Below are 18,909 nucleotides of genomic sequence, written 5' to 3' on the forward strand. Positions count from 1 at the left end.
GGACGTTCGACGCCGTCCATTAGATGCGCGAGGGATCACTCCGGCATGCCGGACACGGCGTCGCCACGCCCCTCGGGGCGGCCGTTCCCCCGGAAGGTGGCCGCCGGGGGAGTGCGGCCGGTCGCGGGGATCACCGACGGCCCGCCTCTGCCAGGCAGCGTCAGCGCCCCGGACCCCAGGGCGACACCGAGGCCGACCAGCGCGCTGCCGGCCGCCTGCGCGAGACCGTAGGAGCCCGTGCCGACGAGCGGTGCGGTGCAGGCCGCCGCGACCGGGATGAGGCCGGAGAACAGGGTGGCGCGTTCCGCGCCGATCCGCTGCATGCCCATGTACCAGCACACGAAGCCGACCACCGTGACCACCACCGCCTGCCACAGCAGCGCGGAGGCCTCGACGGCGTCCGGACGCCGCAGCCACCCGGTGCCGTCGGCCGGCACCCCGACCACCGCCGACTCCAGCGCGGCGACCGCGCACACCGTGGCGGACAGCAGCCGGGGACCGAGGGGCCGCAGTACGGGCACGGCGAGCACGGCGAACCCGACCTCCCCCGCCAGGGCGCACACGGAGAAGGCGATGCCCGCGCCGTCGGTGCGCCCCCAGCCCTGGACGGCGAAGGCACCGAAGGCCACGAGCAACGCCCCGTACAGCACTGCCCGTTGAGGCCGTCGCCCGTCCAGCAGGGGCACGAGCACGGCGACCACCACCGGCGCACAGCCCACGAACACCCCCGGGACCGCCGGCTCCGCCGTGCGCTCCGCGGCGATGACGGCCAGGTTGAAACCGACCATGCCGACCGCGGCGAGCAGGGCGAGCCGGACCCACTGACGCAGTGTCAGTGCCCGCAGCCGGGCGGCCGCGCCCTTCCCGGCCAGCGGCACGAGCAGCAGACAGGCCAGCCCGTACCGCAGGAACTGGCCGCCCGCGTACGGGTAGTCGCCCAGGACGCTGTTGGCCGTGAAGGACCCTCCGACGAGGACGCAGGCGAGCGCGGCGAGAAGGGCGCCGCGCGTGGTGGTGGCGTTCATACGGGCGACGCTAGGCAGCCGGGCGGCCCGGGAAGGGGTCCATTTCTGTGCCTGCTTACCGGACCAATCCTGCCCGGGCCGCGCGCTCAGCCGATGTGGTAGCTGTCGCCGTAGACCTTCCAGTCCAGTGGCGGGTCGAGGTCGAGGTTGCGCTCGCGCAGGAAGACACGCTGCGCCGTGTCGACCCTGCTGGTGTCGCTGTGCGCCTCCTCCTGCTTCATGGCCCACACGCGTGCGTCCAGGAAGGCGTCGAGATACCTCACCTCGTCACCGCCCTGCGCCGGTGGTTTCGCGGTGCGCAGCGCCCGCTGACGGATGCTGCGGAAGCTCAGCGGGTCGGTGCCGTCGCCGTGCATGACGATGGCGTCGTAGTACGCGAACTGGCCCAGCGCCCGCAGCCCGTCCGCCTTCCCCTGCCGGACCGCCGGGTCGAAGTACACCCGGTCGCGCTCGTCGTCCTGGGCCCGGCGGAACTCGGCGTCGCGGGCCGCCCTGCGCCAGTCGCCGGGGAAGCCCGGGTCGAGCCCGTCGTGCGAGTCGGAACCGTCGACCCTGCGCAGCGCCGGCAGGTACTTCGCCAGGACGTTGGCGGGTTTGCGGTCGGTGTACAGCTCTACGAGGTCGAGCATGTCGCCGGTGCCGGAGCAGAACCCGATGATGCCGGCGGTGTAGCCGCGGCCGTCGCCGATGTCCTCGATGTACTGGTACTGCGCCTTCCAGTCGAGCGAGGAGTTCTCCGCGCTCGACACGAGTTGCATGGCGATCTCCTTCTTCGCCGGGTCGTCGAGCCCGGCCGCACGGACGGACGCCGTCGCGTGCGACGGCTTCAGGAACGGGGTGGCGGCGAGGGCCGCGCCGAACAGCGCCAGAACGGTGCGGCGCGCTGCGGGAGTTGACGGGTGTCTCACGGGGCCTCCAAGCAGGGTGGGGGTTGGAAGAGCTGGCCGTGCAGAACTGATAGGAAGGTTTACTATCACTGGTGGGGTGCAAGGGAAACAGCCGAGCGGAAAGTTCGTAGGGTCGAACAAGCGGCCTCCGCGGGAACCATGGGCCCGGTTCGCACGTCAACTCTTTGCCGAGGGAGTCCGATCGGCCGGAGAGACCAGCCGGAGAGGGGAATCGCCGTGGACGACGCGACGTCGCAGCGGAGCAGCGAGGCGGAGGCCGCAGCACGCCAGGCCCGGTTCGGGACACTGCCGGAGCCGGTCCGCCTGGAGGACACGGTCGAGGAACGGGCCGCCAGCACGCCCGACCCGGCCCGCACCGCGTACAACCAGGACGAGTGGCTCGTGCGCTACTGCTTGTGAGGCACCGCGGACGCTGCGAGCGGCGTCCGGTCGTCGTAGCCGCGCCGGTCGCTGTCGGCGCCGTGCCGGTGGAGGCACTGCGCGGTGGACAGGTGACCGCCGCGGCAGGCGCCCCCGAAGGCGCTCTTGATCTCGTCGGACGCGGGCGGCTCACCGGCCTCGACGCAGGCCCGACCCGGTCCAGCAGCCTGAGCGTGGCGGCGTCCTGGGGGGTGGTGCGGGCACCGTGCTCGACGTGCCGGTACGCGGCCGGCACACCACTGGCCGAAGGCCCGGGCGTCGGCGAGCGGTGTACCGCCGGCGATCACCGCTCCGGGGGTTTCCCCATCGGCCCCCGCCTCGATGAGCGCGTCCAGGACCGGCACGTCGTTGTGTGCCCGGCTGCACCCCGCCCGCCCAAGCCCTGCGGCACCTTCCGCCTTCCCCGCCCCGGCCCGATGACATGCCCCCGCGCCCCGCGAGGCGTAGCGTCCGGGTAAGAGCGGGAGGACACCATGCCCGGGAGCTACGAGCCGCCCAGGGGCGTCGGATCGCTGGACGACGCCCTGGGGGCGGCACTGGCCGACACCGTGCGCGGTACCGGCGCCTCGATCGGCGGCCTCTATCTGATCGAGGCGGCGGAGCCGGTGCTGCGCCTGGTGGCGCTGTGCGGCCTGCCGGTGGCGTTCACCGTCCCGTGGCAGCGCCTGTCGCTGACGGCACCCGTCCCGGTCGCCGACGCCATCCGCGACGACGCCCCGGTCTGGGTCGGCAGCCAGGACGAGATGGCCCGCCGCTACCCGCGGGCCGCCGCCGTCCTGCCGTATCCGTTCGCCTTGGCCGCGGTTCCGCTGAGCGGCGTACGGCGCTGCTGGGGCGGAATCGTGCTGATGTGGCCCGCCGCCAGCCCGCGCAGCGGCACGCCCCGCGAACGCGGCGACATCTCCGCCGGCGCCCGACGCATGGCCCGCCTCCTGGACGACGCCTCCCGCCCGCCCACCCTGCCGGACCAGCCGCGCGTCGTCCCCGTCGACGCCGCGCACCACCCCGTGCAGACCGGCCTGGCCGCCGCCGACTACCTCGAACGCCTCCCCGAGGGCGCCCTCGGCCTCGACCTGGAGGGCCGCATCACCTTCGCCACGGCCACCGCCGCCCGCCTGCTGGGCCGCCGGGCCGACCGGCTGCTGGGCACCCGGCCCTGGCAGGCCCTGTCGTGGCTGGACAACCCCGTCCACGAGGACCAGTACCGCACCGCGGTCGTCAGCCGCGCCCCCGTGTCCTTCACCGCGCTCCGCCCGCCGGACCGCTGGCTGACCTTCCAGCTCTACCCCGACACCAGCGGCATCAGCGTCCGCGTCGTCCCGGGCGCAGAACAGACCGGCGCCCCGCAGCCGCCCGCCGCCGCACGGCCCCCGGCGGCCGCACCGACGGGACGCCTCTACCAACTCGTGCACCTCGCCGCCGCGCTCACCGAGACGGTGACCGTGCGCGACCTCGTGTCGCTGATCGCCCACCAGATCCTGCCGGCGTTCGGCGCCCAGGGCCTCATGCTGTCCGCCGCCGAGGCCGGCCGTCTGAAGATCACCGGCCACCACGGCTACCCGGCCGACGTCGTGGAACGCCTCGACGCCCTGTCGCTGGACACCGAGCTCACCCCCGCCGGCCAGGTCCTCGCCAGCGGCGCCCCCGCCTTCTTCGCCGACCCGGCCGAGATGGCCGGCACCTACCCCAGGGCACCCCAGATCAGCGGCAAACAGGCCTGGGCGTTCCTCCCGTTGATCATCTCCGGCCGGCCGGTGGGCTGCTGCATCCTGTCCTACGACCACCCGCACGCCTTCACCGCCGACGAACGCGCCGTCCTCACCTCGCTGTCCGGCCTGATCGCCCAAGCCCTCGACCGCGCCGGCCTCTACGACGCCCAGCAGCGACTCGTCCACGAACTGCAACGCGCCCTGCTGCCCCGGGCCCTGCCGCACCTGCCCGGCCTGGAGGTCGCCGCCCGCTATCTGCCCGCCGGCCACGGCATCGAGGTCGGCGGCGACTTCTTCGACGTCCTGCGCCTGGACGACACGACCGCGGCCGCCGTCATCGGCGACGTCGAAGGCCACAGCATCGCCGCCGCCGCGCTCATGGGCCAGGTCCGCACCGCCATCCACGCCCACGCCGCAGCAGGCGCCGCACCCGGCCAGGTCCTCGCCCGCACCAACCGGCTGCTGGCCGACCTCGACTCCGAACTGCTCGTCTCCTGCCTCTACGCCCACCTCGACCTGGCACACCACCAGGCGGCCTTCGCCAGCGCGGGCCACGTGCCCCCGCTGCTGCGCCCCGCCCACGCCACCGCCGGCGTCCTCGACGTCGAGCCCGGCCCGCTGCTGGGCATCGACACCGGCGCCGCCTACCCGGTCACCACCGCGCCCCTGCGCCCCGGCGCCACCCTCGCCCTCTACACCGACGGCCTGGTCGAGCTCCCCGGCACCGACACGACCCGGACCACCTCCGACCTGGCCGGGCACCTGGACGCCGGCGACGGCCACGACCTGGAACGGCTCATCGACAGGCTCGTCCACCACACGACGCCCACCGGACAGCACGCCGACGACATCACGGTGCTTCTGCTGCGCGCCTCCCACCCCGACGGCGGCCCGTCGTGAGGACGCCGCAGCGCTCCGGTCAGGCCTGGTCGGCAGCCTCGACGCGGACGTGCCGGGCGACGTCGCGCAGCTTGATGTTGTGGTGCTGGGAGATGCGCCGCAGCACGTCGAAGGCCTCGTCCTCGCTCATCCGGTGACGCTCCATGAGGATCCCCATGGCCTCCCCGATGGCGTGCCGGGTCTCCAGGGCGTGCTCGAGCTGGTCGACGGTGCGGGCGGTGGCCAGCGCGACGGCGGCATGGGAGGCGAGCAGCCAGCCCGCGGCCTCGATGTCCTTGCCGAAGGCCCCCGGCCGGCGCGAGTACAGGTTGAGGGCGCCGAAGTCCTCCTCGCCGGTGTAGAGCAGCACACCGGTCATGCTGCCGATCCCGAGGTCGCGGGCCGCCTGGGAGAACCGCGGCCAGGACGGCTGCGGCTGCGTCATGTCGGCGATGCGGAACAGCCGCTCGCCGTCCACGCGCCGGGCCGCGTCAAAGCACGGTCCCTCGCCCAGCTCGCCCTGCAGCCGGTCGGACTCCTCGACCATGTCGCCGCAGACGGAGAGCGTCAGGGCCCGGCCCTTGGAGACCGCCAGGATCCCGGCCGCGTCACAGCCCTCGACCAGCTTCACGGCGGCTGCCGCGATCTCGTCCAGCGTCGCCTGCACCGAGTCCTGCGCCACCAGATCGCGGGCGAGCATCGCCATCTGCTCGGCGTACCGCTGCCACTCCACCGCCACCACCGCCTCGCTCGCCCGTCCCGCCCACCGTACCCCGCACGACGCCGCCCACGCCGGTCGCGCCGGCAGCCCGGTCGCTCAGCGATACGCCGTCAGCAGCAGCGCCACGTCGTCGGGCCGTTCCCGGGCGCGGCGGGCCGTGCGCACCAGCCGGTCGGCGAGCTGCTCCACCGAGTCCGACGGGGTGTCGGCGAGGCAGCGGCGGACCTCCTCGATGCCGGTCTCGATGTCGCCGCCGGGCTGCTCCACGAGCCCGTCGGTGTAGAGGGCCAGGACGCTGCCGGGGGCCAGCGTGAGCTCCGTGACGGGATAGTCCGCGTCGAGCTGCACGCCCAGCATGACGCCGCCCGCGAGATCCAGCGTCTCCGCGTGCCCGTCGGGGTGGCGCAGCAGCGGCGGGGGATGCCCGGCCCGTACGGCCAACGCGCGCCCCGTGCGCGGGTCCAGCTCGATGTAGCAGCAGGTGGCGCAGACGTCCGCCTCCAGCTCGGCCAGGTGCCGGTTGGTGTGCGTGATGACCTCCTGCGGCGGCCACTCGCTCGCGGCGAAGGCGTGCACCGCACTGCGCAACTGGCCCATCACCGCGGCGGCGCCGACACTGTGGCCCTCGACGTCCCCGATGACCAGCGCCACCCCGCGCCCCGTGGTGATCACGTCGTACCAGTCGCCGCCGATGGCCATGCCCTGGGTGCCGGGCAGATAGCGGCCGGTGGTGCGCAGCCCCTCGACGGCGGGCAGCCGGTGCGGCAGCAGCCCCTCCTGAAGACCGCGGGCGACGGCGGACTCGGCGTCGTAGAGCCGCGCCCGCTCCAGCGCCTGCGCGGCCAGTCCGCTCAGCGCGGTGAGCGCGGAACGCTCGTCGGCGGTGAACCGGTGCGGGGTGTCCCAGCCGAGGATGCACGAGCCGACGGGATGCCCGGAGGCGATCAGCGGCAGGAACGACCAGGCGCTCATACGGTCCAGGGTGATGCCCGGGTAGGCGACGGAGAGGTCCTCGGGCGACTCGAAGAAGAGCGGCAGCCGCGTGGTCAGGGCGTGCACGCCGGGCAGCTGCGTGTCGAGGGTGACCCCCTCGAACGGGGCGAGGAAGCCCTCCGGGTAGCCCGACTCCCACAGCAGGTACATCCGGCCGTCGCGCACCGTGTACAGGGCGAGCTCCCGGACGCCGAACGCGGGCAGCAGCTGCTCGGAGACGGCCCGGCACACGTCCTCGACGGTGACCGCCTGGGTGAGCACGCTCGCCATCTGCACCACGTGGTACAGCGCCCCGGCGCGCGCCGCGGCGACCGGCCCGGGCGGCGGCGCCCCGGGTACGGGACCGGTGGTGGCCCCCGCCTCGCGCGCTGCCCCGGCCTCGGTGGGCGGTCCGGCCGGACGGACCCGGCCCGTCAGCCCGTGCACATCCGGGTAGAGCACGAAGCTCAGCCAGTTCCCGGCGGGATGCCGCACGAGGAAGGACACCTGTTCCTGCGACAGCATCGCCGCCCGGTAGCGGTCCTCGTACGCCGGATCCCGGAGCCAGGTGATCACCTCCCACGGGTAGCGGCCCAGGAGCGCCTCCCGGCCGCCGCCCAGCAGTTCCTCGCAGCGGTGGTTCGCGTACGTCACACGGCCGTCCTGGTCCAGGGAGAAGACACCGTCGGGCAGCCGCTCGGCGGCCTCGGCCGCCCTGAGCCCGCTGACCGCGTCGACGAGGGCCCCCACCAGGATCCGGCTCGAACCGGTGCCGCCGCCCACCAGATGCCCCCACAGCTCGACGGGCCGGTAGCCGGCCTCCGCCTCGCCCGCGGAGTCGTCCCGCACCCGGAAATGCCGGGACCTGACCCGGCCGAGCGTGAGCGCGTCGTGCCGGCACGCGCGCAGTTCGTGCAGGTCGTCGGGGCTGACCCGGGCCTCGATGTCCGCCATCGTGCCGCCGAACTCCGCCCGGTCGATGCCGAGGAGAGCGAGGGCCTCGTCGTCCGCCGTGCACTGGTCGCCGTCCAGGTCCCAGTCGATGAGCCCGACCCGGACGGGATGGACGGCGGGCGTGGGCAGCCGCACGCCGACCGGTTCGCCGTCGTACTCGACCCGGTCCGCGGCCGAGCCCGTGCCCGGGCGCCCGGCGGCGAGGCGGGTGAGACGCTCCTCCATGGCCTGCCCGGCGGGGCGCAGCGCGGGCCCCACCGCCTCCGCGTCCAGCGGCGACCGGGCGGCCGAACGCAGCACGACCAGGACACCCACGGCCTCGCCGCCGGCCCGGACGGGTTGGTAGGCCGAGCCGAAGGAGTACGGCAGCCCGGCGGTGAAGTGCGGGAAGCGCACCATGGTGGCGCGCTCGTCCGGCAGCCACAGGGTCGCGTTGCGGCGATAGGCCTCCGCCATGGGCAGCGCACCGCCCACCGGCACCCGCCACCAGGTCCTCAGCAGCGACCGGGGCACCCCGGTCACCATCGCGAGCACGAGCGAACGCCGGTCGCGGGAGCGCAGGTAGACCAGTCCGCCGTAGCCCCCGAGGTCCCGTACGGCCTCGATCAGCGGAGCGGTCAGGGCATCCTCGATCCAGCCGGTGCCCCCGGTCCGGGCCCGGCCGTCACCACCGCCCCGGCCCCGGCCGTCGGGTGACCGAGGCCCGTCCGGTACGGCGGCTGACTCATCCATCTCGCGTCCTCCCGGTACGGACGCACCGGACCCCATCGCTCCCCACCAGGATGTGCCATGGTCGGCTGTCCGGCGCGGTGGGTGCAACCTTTCGGTCCGTCCGGACGTCTCACCCCATACCAGCAACATCCGAGCCTCGGGGGCGGTAATGGTACGAATCAGAACAGCATGCGCGACTCTCGCGATCATGGGCGCCACAGTGGGTGTGGCAGCCGTCCCGGCCGGTGCCGCACCGGCCGCCACCCTGTCCGCCACCCAGGCCACGGCCTGCCCGACCGGCTGGGGGAGCCTCCCTAAAACCGACACCAGTGGCACGATCGCGCCGGTGACGAACATCCGGACCGGCCGTCACGCCTGCTTCGACCGGATGGTCATCGATGTGCCCGGCGGGGGCAGCGACGTCGGCTACTCGGTCCGCTACGTCGACCAGCTCCACCAGGACGGGTCAGGCCGACTCATCCCCGTGGCCGGCGGAGCCGTCCTCGAGGTTCGGGTGGCAGCACCCGCCTACGACCCGGAGACCGGCGCCGCCACGTATCCCGCCCGGGCGGGACGCCCGCTGCCGGGCGTGGACCTCACCGGCTACCGCACCTTCCGGGACACCCGGTTCGCCGGAAGCTTCGAGGGCGACACGCAGATCGGGCTCGGCGTCCGCGCCCGGCTGCCCTTCCGGGTGCTGCAGCTGGACGGCCGCGTCATCGTGGACGTCGCCCACAGCTGGACCGCCACGAGCTGACCGCGGTGCGCCCGGCTTTCCGGAGCCGGGCGCCCGGCCGGGCCGGTCTCAGTGACCGCGCAGCCGCCCCACTCCCTCCAGTGTCCGCGCCGCCGCGCCGGCCAGGCGGGGCCGGTTGCGGACGAAACGGCGAGCGGCCCGTGCAGGTTCCCGGCCCACCCAGTGGGCGGCCCCGCCCGGCACCGGCCGTACCACCACCCCCTCGTACACCCGCAGGTCACGGGTCTTGAGCGACTCCTTGTAGCGGGCCGGACCGCTCCCCAAATCGACCGTCTCGACACCGTCGGCCGCCGCGGCCTGAAGCATCCTCAGCTGGAGCACGAGGCCGGGGGAGTACTTGGCGTAGGCGCGGTCGTACGCCGGGAACCACCAGGACAGCACCGTGCGCGAGCGCAGCCCGAAGTGCGCGGCCACGGGCCGGTCCGCCGCGTACAGCACGGACAGCACGCCACGGCACTCCGGTTCCTCGCTCTGGCCGAGCAGCCCCACCAGCCGGGTGATCCACTCCTGGGCGAACCGGTCGCGCCGGCCGGTCCGCCGGTACTGCGCCGACTTCCACCCCATCAGCGCCCGCAGGGCGCCCGGGTCCCGGGCGTCGTACGCGAACCGCACCTCGCCGACCTGCCGGGCCAGCCTGCGCTCCTTGGCCAGGGTCTGTCTGAGGAAGCCCGGCGACTTCGCGCGCAGCCGCTGCGTGTACCGCTCGAACCCCTCGCCGAGATCGACGACCGGGGACGCGAGTTCCTCGACCGCGTGCGGCACGAACACCCCCTGGCCGGCTTCGAGGTTGTCGAACTCCCAGGACGACAGCGCGCAGGACCGCAGTAACCTGCGGGCGTCGAGCCGGATCCCGGGGCGCAGCACGGCCCCCTGACTGTCGGACACGCCGAGCCCGATGGCCCTGCCCTGCCCCAAAGGGCCCCTCTCGTACGGGAAGAACCCGACCGGGGAACCGTCGTCCTGCAACACCGCCACTCTGGCCCCGGGCCTGACCTGCCCCACCGCCGAAGTGAACGCCGGGTCGAGAAAAGGATTCGCCGGGGCACCGGACTCCGTCCGTATCTCCCGCCACATCTTCTGGTCGGACGGGCTCAGTTCGTCCGGCTTCAGAATCAGAACACGCTTTCCGGGCAACTCCGCCTCCTGTGTCATCGGCGTGGGGACACACGAAGGCCTGCACATCACCGCGTACCGGCACCAGGCAGTACTCGGGCCGCACGGCGCAGGCCCTGGTCGGTACTGCCGTCACTCAGCAGCGAAACGTCTGCAGCTCAACGGCGTTCGGGGCGGCTGCGGCCACCCCCGGACGACGGCCCGTTCCCGCCGCCCGGACGTCCGTACCACTCCGGTCCACCGTGGACGCGCCGGTCACCACGGCGCCCGCCCGGGCCGCTCCCGCCGTCCTCGGCGTCCGTGCCGCCGGCTGCCGGACCGACGGCTCCTCCTCGCACGGACAGGGCTCCCCGGCTCCCTCGGCGCCGGCCCTTTGGGACCTGGCGTCCCAAGCCGCTCCCGGCCCCGCCGTGTCCACCGCCGCCGTGACCGCCACCTCAGCCGTGCGCCCGCCCGGCGCGAGCCCCGGGACGACGAGATGCAGCAACAGCAGGCAGGCCACCAGGCCCACCACCGCTGCCCATCGTCGCCGCACCATCAGACCCCTGACCTGCGTCTCGGCGGGGGAGGACGGAACGATTCGACCCGAGGGGGCGGCGCCGGACCACACCCCCGACACGGCCGGCTGCGCTTTCCAGTAGGCCGAGCGCATCCGGCCCCGTCAAGCCCTTGTGAGCCGATTCGCCCCGCTCGGCCAATTGCTGCCGAATTCCGACGGAAAGCGCTGTCGGTGCTCGCCCGTTCTCCCGTGGCGCCGGGTCAGTTGCCGCCCGGTACCCTCAGCACCTCGCCCGCCTTCGGGGCCCGGATGTCGAGCGGCTCGTCGAAGGCGCTGAACGAGGTGGTGGTGTGCTGTGCGGCGCTCTTGTAGACCGTCCTGAGCAGATACGGCTTGCCCTCGGCCGCCACGTAGAAGGTGTACGTCCCCTTCTTGTCCGCCTTGTCGGTCACGATCAGCTCGACGGCCTTCGTGCCCTCGACGCGGGTGGAGCCGCCCTTGCGTGCCGTGCCGAACGAGTCGAAGGGCCGTTCGCAGGAGGCGAGACCGCCACCGCCCCGGCCGGCCGGGTCCACCGGCGTCCTCACCCACAGCTTCTGCTCGCCGGTGAGGCCCGGATAGTTCTTCCACTTCTGCAAGTAGGCCCGGTCCGGCCGGACGTAGTCCGTCTCGCCGAGCCGGATCTGCTCCAGCGTGCCGCCCCGGGACCAGGTGGTCCTGGATCTGCACCGGCTGTCGAGGTCGGTCACGAGGCGGTTGGTGACCGAACCGCCGCTCGTCGTGCGGTTGGTGATGTCGACGGTGACCGAGTTCAGCTTCCGCATCGTCGCGTTGGCCTCGTCGAGGATGTCACCCGCGGACTTCTCCTCGCCGGTGCCGCCGGCGCCGCACCCGGTCAGTGCGGCACCCGCCAGCAGGCATGCGAGCGCGGTCGTCGTCACGGTACCCATGGCCCGCACGGAGCCCCCTGTTGTTCATGTCGTCCGATGATCGGCAAGGGAGCCTACCTGCCTGCCGTGTTCAGGCAGTGCCGCCGACCTCACGGACCAACTCGATCGCCCGGCCGAGGGTGTCGAGCCGGTCCTGAAGGGTCTCCCCGGCCGGATAGAGGCGGACCGTGTCCACTCCGGCGTCCCGCCAGACGCGCAGCCGCCGCCGCACCATCTCCTCCGTGCCGATGAGCGTCGTGGCCAGCACCATCTCGTCGGTGACCAGACCGGCCGCACCGTCCCGGTCGCCCGCCTGCCAGCGCTCCCGCACCTGGGCCGCGACCTCGGCCCAGCCCTGCCGGCTGTAGGCCCGGTTGTAGAAGTTGGCCGACGCGGAGCCCATGCCGCCCAGGCTGAAGGCGAGTTCCTTCTTCCGGCCCGCGACCATGGCGCCCAGCGCCTCCTCGTCCCGGGCGAACGCGACCTCGGCGCCCTGGCAGACGTCGAAGCCGGCGCGGTCGCGGCCGGCGGCGGCCAGCCCCTCGTCCAGCGGGGCGAAGTAGGCGTCCGCCGCGCCCTCCGGGACGAAGCTGGTGCCGAGCCAGCCGTCCGCGATCTGCCCGGTCAGCCGCAGCATGGCGGGCGACAGCGCGGCCAGGTAGACGGGCACGGCGTGCTCGGCCCGCATCGAAAGGCGCATCGGCACCGCCTCCCCGCCCGGCAGCGGAATCCTGAACTCCGAGCCGGAGTAGGAGATCTTGCCGCCCGCGAGCACCTGCCGCACGATCTCCACCGTCTCGCGCACGCGCGCCAGGGGACGGGCGAACGGCACGCCGTGCAGGCCCTCCATCACCTGCGGACCGGACGGTCCGAGACCGAGCAGGAAGCGCCCGCCGGACAGGTTGGACAGGGTGATCGCCGTCTGGGCGAGAGCCACCGGCGTGCGCGTCCCGACCTGCATGACCGCGGAGCCCAGCAGCATCCGTTCCGTACGGGCCGCGTAGAAGCCCAGGGCGGACGGGGCGTCGGAGCCCCACGCCTCGGCCACCCAGCAGATGTCGAGCCCCAGCTTCTCGGCCTCGACGACGAAGTCGGCCTGCCGGGACCAGGGGCCGAGGCCCGACGCCTCGACGGTCGTCGCCGTCCGCATCAGGCCTCCGCCCACTGCCGAATGCACTCCAGCGCGGCGGTCATGCCGCGCTCGAACTCCCGCAACCTCACGAACACGATCTTCTGCTCCTTCTCCGGCATGGCGTCGATCGCGAAGGAGAGCCCGGAGCGACCGGGCCCCATCCGCATCCACTGCGACAGCTCGGTCCCGCCGTTCCCGGGCGCGAGGCCGAACCGCCAGACGGCACTGGGTTCGTCCGGATCCCCGACCGCCCAGGAGAACACCCGGGCGGGCTCGCACGCGACGACCGTGGAGGTCGTCTCCCACTCGCCGAACGCCTCGTGCTGGTTCCGCCCGACGAACCGGGCCCCGACCACGGGACCGGTGGCCCCGTCGACCCACCGCACCGACTGGACCTCCTCGCTCATCTCGGGCATCCGCGTCACGTCCGACACCAGCGCCCACACCCGCTCCGGCGGGGCGGCGATCCACGTACTCACCTCGACCGTCGGTCCGTCCGCGTACCGCGCGCCCGTCCACTCCATCGCGTGCCGGCCTCCTCGTCGACAGGAACTGTGCCAGGCAGCAGAGTTGCGCAATAAGACTCACGAGGTCAAGGGGGAGTGCGCATCCATTGCCGGCAGCGGCGGCGCGGGCGTGCGCCGACGTGCCCCGGGGCGCGGAACCGCGATCACCGGGCCGCGTACGCTACCGATGGCTCCGCCCCGGAAGACCGTCACGTCTGACGCGCCCGACGGTGGGGGAGCCATCACAGAGGGCAATGGCCGTGCCGATCCGTCGGCGGGCACCATGTTTCACGGCCGGGCGCGGTCTGGAAGGTCCGCCCGCGCCTTCGAGCGGAGGAACACATGGGATCGGCGATGAGCGAGCGGTATCACCGCCGGCAGAGATGGGCGGCCAGGGGAGCCCTGGCCTCGGTGGCGCTGGCGGCGTTGCTGCCCCTCGTAACCGGCGGTCTGAGGGGACTGCTGCTGCTCGCGGCCGGCCTGGCGGGACTCGCCCTGACCGCGGCCGCGCTCTGGTGGGTCCTGTCCCGCCGGGGGCCGGCCCGCACGGGCGCGGCCGCGCTGGCCGTCGTCACCCCGGTCGCCGTCATCACCCTCTTCGCGGCGGCGAATCTGCTCTGGGTGGTCTTCGTGTCCCTGGTGCTGTGGTGCCTCGCGGTCTGGAGCGGCCGCTACGCCCTGCGCAGCACGGGCCTGCGGCCGGTACGGGTCAAGGAGTACCGCACGCCGCCGCCGAAACACCCCTTCCTGCTGCTCAACCCCCGTTCCGGCGGCGGCAAGGTCGCGAAGTTCGGCCTCCAGGAGAAGGCCGAGGCGCTGGGCGCCCGGGTCGTCCTCCTCGACGCGGACCAGCACCAGGACGTCACCGCCCTCGCCAAGGCCGCCGTGGCCGACGGAGCCGATCTGCTCGGAGTCGCGGGCGGCGACGGCACACAGGCTCTGGTCGCCGCCGTCGCCGCGGAACACGGCCTGCCGTTCCTCGTCATCTCGGCCGGCACGCGCAACCACTTCGCCATGGACCTGGGCCTGGACCGCGACGATCCGTCCACGTGCCTCGACGCCCTCACCGACGGGGTCGAACTCCGCGTCGACCTCGGCTTCGCCGCCGGCCGTCCCTTCGTCAACAACGCGTCGTTCGGCGTGTACGGGGCCGTCGTCCAGAGCCCGGGCTACCGCGAGGACAAGGTGGGCGCGGCGCTGGACCGGCTGCCCGAACTGCTCACCCGGCAGAGCGGCCCGCGGCTGACGGCCGGCGCCGACGGCACCACCATCGCGGACCCGCAGGCCGTGCTGGTGAGCAACAACCCCTACCGCATGGACGATCCGTTCGGCTTCGGCCGGCGCGAGCGGCTCGACTCCGGGAAGCTGGGCGTGCTCGCCGTCCGCGTCGACAGCGCCGTGGAAGCGGCCGAACTCCTGCTGGCCCCGCGCCCGGAGGGCCTCACGGTGCTCACCGCCCAGCAGGTGGTCGTCGAGGCCGACGCCCCGCACCTGGAGGTCGGCCTCGACGGCGAGGCGCTCACCCTGCCCGCCCCCGTCCACTGCCGCATCGCCCGCCGGGCCCTGCGCGTCCGGGTGCCCCGCAACCGCCCCGGGGTCCCCGAGGCGCCACCCCGCCTGGACTGGCGCCGCCTGCGCAAACTGGCGGCGGCGGTCGGCCGTACCGCCGCACCCTCGCGCTCCTGGCGCACCTGAGCGCGGGCCCGGCCGCCGTCCGCGGGGCAGGACCCCGGTCACCCCGACGCAGGCGGGACGTTGCGGACCCCCTAGCCCCCCTCGCGGCACAGCGCGTTCGCGACCAGCCGCATCCCCGCCCGGTGCTGCCGCAGCGTGTCCTCGACGGAGGTGGCCCACCCGGTGGACATCGAGGCGGTGACGGCGACCCGGCCGTCCTCGCTCACCGCGTTCCGGCTCATGTAGCCGATCTCGTCCCCGCCGTGGCCCCAGGACCAGCCGCCGCACGGCAGTCTGGTCTTCAGCAGTCCGAGCCCGTACCGCGCGCCCGGGTACGGCAGCTGGAACTCGTCGTTCAACGGGACCGTGCGTTTCATCTCCCTGAGCTGCGCGGGCCTCAGGACCTTGCCGCCGAGCAGGTCGCGGAAGAACTGGTTCAGGTCGGCCGTGGTGCCGATGAGGCCGCCGGCCGCGTTGGGGTCCTGGTACAGGGTCACGTCCACGATTTTCGGTTCCGTGGCGAACCGCTGATAGCCGCGCGCGTGCGGATCCCGGAGGGCGGGGGAGTCGCCCGGGTAGTACGTGTGCCGCAGCCCGAGGGGCTTCAGCAGCCGGTCGCGCACCTGGTCGTGCCAGGTGCGGCCGGTGGCCTTCTCGATGACCATGCCGAGCAGCACGTAGCCGACGTTCGAGTAGCTCCAGCCCTTGCCGGGCCGGAAGTCCGGGCGGTGGCGCATGGCCCGTTCGACCAGCTGCTCGGGCGTGAACGGGTGGAAGCGGACCTCGCGGTACTCCTTCGCGGTCTCGATGCCGGGGTAGTCGTCGTGGATGCCGCTGGTGTGCTGGAGCAGCTGGCGGAGGGTGATCTTCCGGCCGTCGTTGCCGTTGCCGCGCACCACGCCCGGCAGCCACTTCTCGACGGTGTCGTCCAGCGCCACCTTCCGCTCGCCGACGAGCTGGAGCACGACGGCGGCCACGAAGGTCTTGGTGTTGCTGGCGATCCGGAAGTAGCCGGCATCGGGCACGGGACGGCCCGTACGGAGGTCGCCGGTGCCGCTCGTCACGGTGCCGGGGCCGTACCGGCCGCCGCTCACCCGGGCCTGGACGCCGATGGCACCGGTGTCGCGTACGGCGTCGGCGTCGCGCTGGAACGGTGTGTGCCGTGCGGCGGCCGAGGCGGAACCGTCGCCCGGGCTCACCCGCGCGACGGCTTGGGTGACGGCCGGGGGCACGGCGACCGCCATGGCGAGGGCGGCGGCGATCCCCAGGGCGACGCGGCGGCGGCGCGGCTGAGCGGGTCGCCGGGACAGGTTCGGTGACACGGAATCCTCCAGAGGTACGGACGCTGTGCGGAAGTACCACCGACGCTAGGAGCGGAGCCCTGGGCGGGCGTCGTCCGCCGGGAGGGGCCGGTGGGGCAACTTTCGTTTCGCGACCTGCGTCTCCCGACAAACGCCGGTCATACGATGACGGCGGAGCCGGGCAGCGGACACCGCGCGGCGAGCGCGGGGGCGGGGGCGGTGATGGGAGCGGGCATGTCGGGGGGCTCGGGGCGGCGGCACACAACGGACGGGTCCTTACGGTCCGTTGGGGTGCCGAGCGGTTCCTCGGGGGCCGTACGGGTGCGGGCCGGATCCCTAGGGCCGTCCGCCGCCGCGCTGCGCCGCAGGCTCGCCGGGCGCCCCGCGGACGCGCTCGTCGCCGCCGTCCTCACGTGCGTCGCGGTGCTGCTCCGGCTGCACCAGCCGCTGCCCGACGGCGTCGGCCCGTCCGCCGCCGCCGTGGCACTGCTCGCCGGGTCGTGTCTGCCGCTGGTGTGGCGGCGTTCGCGTCCGGGTCCGGTGCTGACCGCCACGGCGGCCTGCTATCTGACGGGTGAACTGCTCGACCCCGCCGGTGACAACGCCCAGTCCGTGTTCCTGGCCTGCTACTCGGTGGCACGGCACACGCCCGCGCCCCGCAGCCTCCTCGCTCCCGTCGCGCTCACCACGGTGCTGCTCGCCCCGGAGGCGGCGGGCGGCCGGCTGAACGTGTTCTCCTCGGCCGACACAGCCATCCCGCTCGGCCTCGCCGATTACCTGGTGGCCGCCGCGCTGGCCGCCGCCGTATGGCTGCTGGGCGCGTCACGGCGCCGGCTGTACGCGGACGCGGCGCGCCTGCGTGACCTGGCCGAACGGCTCCGCGCCGAGCAGCGGGTCAGCGCCCGGCGCGCGGTGGCGGCCGAACGCGCCCGGATCGCCCGCGATCTGCACGACCTGGTGGCGCACCACGTCAGCGCGATCGCCTTGCAGGCACACGCGGTCACCGTCGTCCTGCCGGACGACACGCGCGCCGCCGGCCAGGGGGTGGCGGCGATCAGCCAGGCGGCGGACACCGCGCTGGACGAGATGCGCGGCCTGGTCCACCTGCTCGCGGACCCGCCGCCGGAGAGCGACGCCGATGGGGCGGGCGTCACGGCAGAGGGGTCGCCGCTCCCGCAGCCGTCGCTGTCTCATCTGGAACGGCTGACCGGGGAGTCCGAGGCGGCGGGCTGCCCGGTGACGCTCACGGTGACCGGGCCGGTCGCGGAGCTGCCGCCCGCCGTGCAGGTCTCGGCGTACCGCGTCGTCCAGGAGGCGCTGTCCAACGTACGCAAACACGCCGGCGCCGTCCCTGTACGCGTCGCACTGGCCTGCCGGGACGGCCGGTTGACCGTCACGGTGGAGAACGCCGCGCCCGCCGCGGACCGCCGCCCGATGCCCGGGTCCGGGCTCGGGCTGATCGGGATGCGCGAGCGGGCCGCGCTGTTCGGCGGCACGCTCCGCGCGGAACCGGTCCCGGACGGCGGCTGGCGGGTCGTGGCCACGTTCCGGCCGGAGGACGGCCGATGACGCCGCCGGTGCGAGTGCTGACCGTGGACGACCAGGAGTTGGTCAGGACGGCGCTGCGGGCGATGCTGCGGCGCACGGACGTCGAGGTGGTGGGGGAGGCGGCGGACGGCGCCGGGGCCGTCGAGGCGGCGTACGAACTGCGCCCCGACGTGGTGCTGATGGACGTACGGATGCCCGGCATGACCGGCGTGGAGGCGACCGCGCGGATCCTGAGGGGCTGGCCGCACGAGGGGCCCCGTCCGCGCGTGCTGGTGCTGACCACGTTCGACCTCGACGAGTACGTGCACGCCGCGCTGCGCGCCGGGGCCAGCGGGTTCTTGCTGAAGAACACGACGCCGGAACTGCTGGTCGAGGCGATCGGAGTGGTCGCGGCCGGCGAGGCGATGCTCGCGCCGACGGTCACACGGCGGCTGATCCGGGCGTTCTCCGACCTGCCGCCACCGCTGATGTCCGGTGTGCGGCCCCGCCCGTCACCGGCCGGCGGGACGCCCGGCGGCCCGGGCGACCCGCTGGCCGCGCTCACCCGGCGCGAACGGGATGTCGCGGAACTGGTTGCCCGCGGGCTCCCGAACGCGCGGATCGCCGGGTCGCTCGGCCTCACGGAAGCCGGCGTGAAGAGCACCGTCAACCGCATCCTGACCAGGCTCGGACTGGAGAACCGCGTACAGATCGCGATCCTCGTCCTCGCGGCGGAACCCGATGCGGAAGAGGGCGACGGCTAGAGGGGCCCGTGGATCAGGAGGAGTTCTTCGGCCCCGCCTGCTGCACGACCTCGAACGACCAGAGCGTCGATCCGCTCGCCGCGGGCTTGGGGCGCTCGCCTCCCTCGCCGCCGCCCTGGTGCGCGGCCTTCATCGGCCCTTCCATCCAGGCCTGGAACGACTCCTCGTCACGCCACCGGGTGTAGACGAGGTACGTGTCGGTGCCCTCCACCGGGCGGAGGAGCTCGAACCACTCGAACCCGTCGGAGCTCTCCACGGTGTGCGCGCGGGAAGCGAACCGCTTCTCCAGCGTCTCCCGCTGCTCGGCGGGCACGGTCAGCACATTGATCTTGACTACGCTCATGGCCCCATCTTGCCCGATGGCACATCTGCGCAGGCTGAGTCCGACCCCATCGAGTATTTTGAACG

17 protein-coding genes are annotated in these 18,909 nt (G+C 73.8%); 6 read left to right on the forward strand and 11 right to left on the reverse strand.

The genetic code is table 11. The features are described 5' to 3' along the window. Nucleotides 1–35: 35 nt before the first annotated feature. Nucleotides 36–1,025 (reverse strand): DMT family transporter, encoded by a 990-nt coding sequence (locus QF034_RS40350; protein ID WP_307179606.1) that lies wholly within the window; start codon nucleotides 1,023–1,025, stop codon nucleotides 36–38. Nucleotides 1,026–1,111: 86 nt separating this feature from the next. Further along, entirely contained in the window at nucleotides 1,112–1,933 is an 822-nt protein-coding gene (locus tag QF034_RS40355; RefSeq protein WP_307179607.1) for a chitosanase, read from the reverse strand. Between the two features lie 216 nt (nucleotides 1,934–2,149). Here QF034_RS40355 and QF034_RS40360 point away from each other — a divergent pair, with 216 nt between their 5' ends. Beyond that, the gene (locus QF034_RS40360; RefSeq protein WP_086565867.1) at nucleotides 2,150–2,332 is read left to right on the forward strand and encodes a hypothetical protein; all 183 of its coding nucleotides are present in this window, start codon (nucleotides 2,150–2,152) and stop codon (nucleotides 2,330–2,332) included. On the opposite strand, the gene QF034_RS40365 is transcribed toward QF034_RS40360, so the two are convergent. Further along, nucleotides 2,320–2,697, reverse strand: a complete 378-nt coding sequence (locus tag QF034_RS40365) for an ankyrin repeat domain-containing protein (protein WP_307179608.1) — start codon at nucleotides 2,695–2,697, stop codon at nucleotides 2,320–2,322. The two genes, QF034_RS40360 and QF034_RS40365, sit on opposite strands and share 13 nt — an antisense overlap. 129 nt (nucleotides 2,698–2,826) lie before the next feature. On the opposite strand from QF034_RS40365, the gene QF034_RS40370 reads away from it, so the two are divergent. Then, the gene (locus tag QF034_RS40370) at nucleotides 2,827–4,962 is read left to right on the forward strand and encodes a SpoIIE family protein phosphatase (RefSeq protein WP_307179609.1); all 2,136 of its coding nucleotides are present in this window, start codon (nucleotides 2,827–2,829) and stop codon (nucleotides 4,960–4,962) included. Nucleotides 4,963–4,981: 19 nt separating this feature from the next. Here QF034_RS40370 and QF034_RS40375 read toward each other — a convergent pair whose 3' ends face one another. Together QF034_RS40375 and QF034_RS40380 are read right to left on the reverse strand one after the other, a co-directional pair. Then, nucleotides 4,982–5,647, reverse strand: coding sequence for an ANTAR domain-containing protein (locus QF034_RS40375; protein WP_370880991.1), 666 nt, complete (start codon nucleotides 5,645–5,647; stop codon nucleotides 4,982–4,984). A gap of 111 nt (nucleotides 5,648–5,758) precedes the next feature. Next, the gene (locus QF034_RS40380) at nucleotides 5,759–8,320 is read right to left on the reverse strand and encodes a SpoIIE family protein phosphatase (RefSeq protein WP_307179611.1); all 2,562 of its coding nucleotides are present in this window, start codon (nucleotides 8,318–8,320) and stop codon (nucleotides 5,759–5,761) included. Nucleotides 8,321–8,468: 148 nt separating this feature from the next. On the opposite strand from QF034_RS40380, the gene QF034_RS40385 reads away from it, so the two are divergent. Beyond that, nucleotides 8,469–9,056 carry an AMIN-like domain-containing (lipo)protein gene (locus QF034_RS40385; RefSeq protein WP_442480579.1) on the forward strand — a complete coding sequence of 196 codons (588 nt, stop codon included), beginning with the start codon at nucleotides 8,469–8,471 and terminating at the stop codon, nucleotides 9,054–9,056. 48 nt (nucleotides 9,057–9,104) lie between these two features. On the opposite strand, the gene QF034_RS40390 is transcribed toward QF034_RS40385, so the two are convergent. From QF034_RS40390 to QF034_RS40405, 4 genes are all read right to left on the reverse strand, one after another. Continuing rightward, nucleotides 9,105–10,208 carry a GNAT family N-acetyltransferase gene (locus QF034_RS40390; RefSeq protein ID WP_307179613.1) on the reverse strand — a complete coding sequence of 368 codons (1,104 nt, stop codon included), beginning with the start codon at nucleotides 10,206–10,208 and terminating at the stop codon, nucleotides 9,105–9,107. 720 nt (nucleotides 10,209–10,928) lie between these two features. After that, nucleotides 10,929–11,618 (reverse strand): hypothetical protein, encoded by a 690-nt coding sequence (locus QF034_RS40395; RefSeq protein WP_307179614.1) that lies wholly within the window; start codon nucleotides 11,616–11,618, stop codon nucleotides 10,929–10,931. 70 nt (nucleotides 11,619–11,688) lie between these two features. Next, on the reverse strand, nucleotides 11,689–12,747 hold the full coding sequence (locus tag QF034_RS40400) for an LLM class flavin-dependent oxidoreductase (protein WP_307179615.1): 1,059 nt from the start codon (nucleotides 12,745–12,747) through the stop codon (nucleotides 11,689–11,691). After that, the gene (locus QF034_RS40405) at nucleotides 12,747–13,253 is read right to left on the reverse strand and encodes an SRPBCC family protein (protein ID WP_307179616.1); all 507 of its coding nucleotides are present in this window, start codon (nucleotides 13,251–13,253) and stop codon (nucleotides 12,747–12,749) included. The genes QF034_RS40400 and QF034_RS40405 overlap by 1 nt, the downstream gene beginning before the upstream one ends. Before the next feature lie 324 nt (nucleotides 13,254–13,577). On the opposite strand from QF034_RS40405, the gene QF034_RS40410 reads away from it, so the two are divergent. Next, nucleotides 13,578–14,930, forward strand: a complete 1,353-nt coding sequence (locus tag QF034_RS40410; protein ID WP_307179617.1) for a diacylglycerol/lipid kinase family protein — start codon at nucleotides 13,578–13,580, stop codon at nucleotides 14,928–14,930. 71 nt (nucleotides 14,931–15,001) lie between these two features. On the opposite strand, the gene QF034_RS40415 is transcribed toward QF034_RS40410, so the two are convergent. Beyond that, a complete protein-coding gene (locus QF034_RS40415; RefSeq protein ID WP_307179618.1) occupies nucleotides 15,002–16,231 on the reverse strand; it encodes a serine hydrolase domain-containing protein in 1,230 nt (409 codons plus the stop codon). 270 nt (nucleotides 16,232–16,501) lie between these two features. Here QF034_RS40415 and QF034_RS40420 point away from each other — a divergent pair, with 270 nt between their 5' ends. Next, a complete protein-coding gene (locus QF034_RS40420) occupies nucleotides 16,502–17,779 on the forward strand; it encodes a sensor histidine kinase (RefSeq protein WP_307179619.1) in 1,278 nt (425 codons plus the stop codon). After that, on the forward strand, nucleotides 17,776–18,501 hold the full coding sequence (locus QF034_RS40425) for a response regulator (RefSeq protein WP_307179620.1): 726 nt from the start codon (nucleotides 17,776–17,778) through the stop codon (nucleotides 18,499–18,501). Before QF034_RS40420 ends, QF034_RS40425 begins: the two co-directional genes overlap by 4 nt. A gap of 13 nt (nucleotides 18,502–18,514) precedes the next feature. Here QF034_RS40425 and QF034_RS40430 read toward each other — a convergent pair whose 3' ends face one another. After that, nucleotides 18,515–18,844, reverse strand: coding sequence for an antibiotic biosynthesis monooxygenase family protein (locus tag QF034_RS40430; RefSeq protein WP_307179621.1), 330 nt, complete (start codon nucleotides 18,842–18,844; stop codon nucleotides 18,515–18,517). Nucleotides 18,845–18,909 lie beyond the last annotated feature (65 nt).

It is taken from the genome of Streptomyces africanus (assembly GCF_030816955.1).
In the GTDB taxonomy this organism is placed as follows: Bacteria; Actinomycetota; Actinomycetes; order Streptomycetales; family Streptomycetaceae; genus Streptomyces; species Streptomyces africanus.